The 3,737-nt window shown below is 74.5% G+C and carries 5 protein-coding genes; all 5 read right to left on the bottom strand.

Annotation, left to right across the window (positions count from 1 at the left end; all coding sequences use genetic code 11):
• On the bottom strand, positions 1–336 hold a 336-nt coding region (locus AC2W7G_RS11350; protein WP_485868526.1), incomplete at its 3' end, for a hypothetical protein.
• A 49-nt stretch (positions 337–385) separates the two neighbouring features.
• Positions 386–1,069 (bottom strand): ABC transporter ATP-binding protein, encoded by a 684-nt coding sequence (locus AC2W7G_RS11345; protein ID WP_485868525.1) that lies wholly within the window; start codon positions 1,067–1,069, stop codon positions 386–388.
• The gene (locus AC2W7G_RS11340) at positions 1,066–1,587 is read right to left on the bottom strand and encodes a PadR family transcriptional regulator (protein ID WP_485868524.1); all 522 of its coding nucleotides are present in this window, start codon (positions 1,585–1,587) and stop codon (positions 1,066–1,068) included. The genes AC2W7G_RS11345 and AC2W7G_RS11340 overlap by 4 nt, the downstream gene beginning before the upstream one ends.
• Before the next feature lie 177 nt (positions 1,588–1,764).
• Positions 1,765–2,985 (bottom strand): 2-oxoadipate dioxygenase/decarboxylase, encoded by a 1,221-nt coding sequence (hglS, locus tag AC2W7G_RS11335; RefSeq protein WP_485868523.1) that lies wholly within the window; start codon positions 2,983–2,985, stop codon positions 1,765–1,767.
• A partial coding sequence (locus AC2W7G_RS11330; protein ID WP_485868522.1) for an aldehyde dehydrogenase family protein occupies positions 2,982–3,737 on the bottom strand: 756 nt, incomplete at its 5' end. The genes hglS and AC2W7G_RS11330, both read right to left, overlap by 4 nt.

Below are 3,737 nucleotides of genomic sequence, written 5' to 3'. Positions count from 1 at the left end.
CGCGTGGACGAGCAGGCCGGCCGTCGCGCCGACCGCGGCCGGGACACCGACCTCGATCGCACCCCACCGCCGCAGGTCGGCGGGCGCGGCACCACCGATGGCGAGCGCACCGAGGCGTCGCTCACGGCCGCTCGCCCCCATCCGCAGCGCCTGGTCCAGGAGGAGCAGGAACGGGAGCGCCGTCAGCACGATCCCCAGCACGGCCCCCGCCCGGGTCCCGGGGTCGGCGACCGGCCCCATCAGGTGCTCGTGCGGGACGCGCTCGGCCCCCAGCCGCACCACCGACGCGGCGACGAGCAGCAGCCCGCTGGTGACCGCCGTGCAGCCGGCGACCACCGCCGCCGTCCCAGGCCGCCGCTGCGGACGACGACGAGCCACAGCGGCCTCATCGCAGCGCCCCCACCGGCTCGGTGCTGCCGTCCTCGACCACGACCTCGCGGTCCATGCGCGCGGCGACCCGGTTGTCATGGGTGACCACGACGAGCGCGGTCGCGCAGCCGCGCGTCGCCTCGAGCAGGACCGTCATCACCTCGTCGGCCCCGACCGTGTCCAGCGAGCCGGTGGGCTCGTCGGCCAGGACGAGCTGCGGGCCGGTCACGAGCGCCCGCGCGATCGCCACCCGCTGCGCCTGACCACCCGAGAGCTCGGCCGGCCGGGCGTCCGCGACGTCCAGGACACCGAGCCGGGACAACCACTCGTGCGCCAGCAGCGTCGCGGAGCCGCGCTCGACCTTCTCCAGCAGCAGCGGCAGGGCGACGTTCTCCAGCACGGTGAGCTCGGGGACCAGCTGACCGTGCTGCAGCACCAGCCCCATCTCACGGCGACGCAGCCGGGCCCGCTCGTCCGCGCTCATCGCGGCGTACGGCCGGCCCAGGTAGGTGACCTGTCCCGCGTCCGGCAGCAGCACGCCGGCCAGGCACAGCAACAGGGTCGACTTGCCGCTGCCGGAGCGTCCGCGCAGCGCGACGCGCTCGCGGGGCCCGACCGAGACGGACGCCCCCCGCAGGGCCGGGGTGCGTCCGAAGGACTTCTGCAGCCCGGTGGCGTGCAGCAGGGTGGTGCTGTTCATGCGTTCTTCCTCTCGGCGGTGACCCGGTCCCGGGCCGACTCCAGCCAGCGCAGGTCGGCGTCCAGGTGGGCGATCGTGTGGTCCAGGGCGATGCGGTGGGCGACGTCGGTGACGTGCTCCTGCTCGGAGAGCAGCACGCGCATGACCTCCAGGTGGGCGGTGCGCTGCGCGTGCAGGAAGGCGGCGGCGTCCGTGCCGAGCGCCAGGGCCGTGACGGTCTTGCGGACCAGCTCGTCGGCCGCGTAGCGCTCCGGCTCCTCGGGCTGGGCGAGCCAGTCGTCCAGCGCGCGGCGGCCGGCTGCCGACAGGTCGAAGACGACGCGCTCGGGGCCCTGGTCCTGGTCGGTGCCCGCGCGCACGACGAGGCCGTCGCGCTCGAGCCGGCCCAGCGTGGCGTAGACCTGGCCGAACGCGAGCGGACGCGCGGCGGCGAAGCGCGCGTCGTGCGCGCGCTTCAGGTCGTACCCGTGCTGGGGGCCCTCGGCGAGCAGCCCCAGCACCACGTGGATGAGTGCCATGGCCCATCTATACACCGAGTGAATACTCAGGCGGGCCAATTCCACCCGGGATCAGGACCGGACTTGGACGGACGTCCGAGCAGGACTAGGCTCAGGGGGTCGTCCACCTCTCGCCGGGTGGCGGCCACGACCCCGGGAGGCTCCACCCTCGCCGGGGTCACCTGCGTCCGGGCCGGCTCAGCGCGAGGCGGCGCGCTCGGCCTCGTACAGCGCGTACGGGTCGTGCAGCTCGCGGCCGAGGACGTCCTGCATCCAGGCGGCGTCGCGGGCCGCGGCCCGACGGCTCGCGTCGGCGCGCCCCTCGCTCGTCAGGTTGGACGCGAAGATGCCCGCCGCCGACTTCGGCAGGAAGTCCTCGTAGACGATCGGCTGCAGCCCGCCACGCTCGTCGCGGACGTAGTACGCCAGGTTCGCCGCGTCGAGCTCGGCCTCCGTCGCGGGGAACGCGTCGAGTCCGCGGGCGTCGTAGAGCGCGCGGCCCTCGGGCGTCAGCGCGACGCCGCGCGCCTCCACCTCGCCGAAGCGCACCCGGAGCGTCCCGTCGACCACGGCGCCGTCGGGCTCGCGGAAGCGGCGCGGCTCGGCCAGGGCGCGGAAGGACGTCTGCCGCAGCAGGACGTCCGGCTTGTCGGTGCGCGGCGGCCCCTGGATGCGGTCGATCATCTCGATCCCGCGCGCCTGCATGCGCTCGTAGAGCGCGTCGATGTCGAGCACCCGCGGCGTCAGGTGGTTGATGTGCGTCGTCGTGACGCCGCCGATGTCGGCCGCGACGCTCGAGACCTCCTCCAGGCGCTGGTACCAGGCCCGGTCGACCGGCTCGGGCGAGAGCGCGAACGACGCGGTCGCCAGCTCCAGGAACCGGTCGGCGTCCCCCTCGGACAGCCCGCCTTCGCGCTCAGCGACGTCAGCCAGCGCGAGCAGCTCGTCGGGGAACAGCCGGCGCGCGTCGAGGAAGGCGCGCAGCTCGGCCTCCAGGCCCTCGTCGAAGAAGCGCCGGTCGTCCACGACGAGCAGGGAGGTGAAGACGCGGAACGGGTTGGCCGCCAGCTCGGCGCGGTCGACCGGGCGGAACGCTGTCGACACCACCGGGATCGGCGGGGTCGCCTCGCGCAGGTCGTAGAACCCGACCGGGTGCATGCCGCAGGCCCCGAACACGCGGGCCACCTGGGCCAGCTCCTCGGGCGTGCCGACCCGGATGGCGCCGTGCCGCTCGGCCGTGACCCGCTCGATCGTGCCGAGCCGCTCGGCCTCGTCACCGAGGCGCTGGAGCACCTCGGCGTTGACCTCCTCGGACACCTCGACGAGCGTCGTGTAGGCCGGCACCTCGGTGCCGTAGAGCGCCGAGAGCGCGGCGGCGAACCGCGCCCTCAGCCGCGTGGCACTGACCGCGGGACTCACACGAACTCGACCCCCTGGGCCAGCGGCAGCTCGCTGGAGTAGTTGATGGTGTTCGTCGCCCGGCGCATGTACGCGCGCCAGGAGTCCGAACCGGACTCGCGGCCGCCGCCGGTCTCCTTCTCGCCGCCGAACGCTCCGCCGATCTCGGCGCCCGAGGTGCCGATGTTGACGTTGGCGATGCCGCAGTCCGAGCCGGTGGCCGACACGAACGTCTCGGCCTCGCGGACGTCGAGCGTGAAGATCGCCGACGACAGGCCCTGGGCGACGTCGTTGTGCAGCGCGATCGCCTCGTCCAGCGTCTCGTAGCCCAGGACGTACAGGATCGGCGCGAACGTCTCGGTGCGGACGACGTCGGTCTGGGCCGGCATGTCCAGGATCGCCGGCTCGACGTACTGGCCGCCGCCCTTGACCGGCGCGACGCCGCCGCCGGTGACGAGCGTGCCGCCGTCGGCCTGCGCCTGGGCGATCGCGGCCTCGAACGCCTCGCGGGCGGACGCGTCGATGAGCGGGCCGACCAGCGTGCGCTCCTCGAGCGGCGACCCGATGGCGAGCGTCCCGTAGGCCTTGGCCAGGCGCTCGACCAGCTCGGCGCGGATCGACTCGTGGACGATCAGGCGGCGCAGCGAGGTGCACCGCTGCCCGGCCGTGCCGACGGCCGAGAACACGATGCCGCGGACGGCGAGGTCGAGGTCGGCGCTCGGCGCCACGACGCCGCCGCTGTTGTCCGCCGAGCTCGAGCAGCGTGCGGCCGA

The sequence above is a fragment of the Aeromicrobium sp. PFPM2_SD2 genome, assembly GCF_057364525.1.
The sequence above is the reverse complement of the archived record's forward strand: the minus strand, read 5'-3'. Positions and strand labels throughout refer to the sequence as shown.

Coding starts and splice junctions, on each gene's coding strand:
- AC2W7G_RS11345 (WP_485868525.1), bottom strand. CDS start 1,069: ATGAACAGCACCACCCTGCTGCACGCCACCGGGCTGCAGAAGTCCTTC.
- AC2W7G_RS11340 (WP_485868524.1), bottom strand. CDS start 1,587: ATGGCACTCATCCACGTGGTGCTGGGGCTGCTCGCCGAGGGCCCCCAG.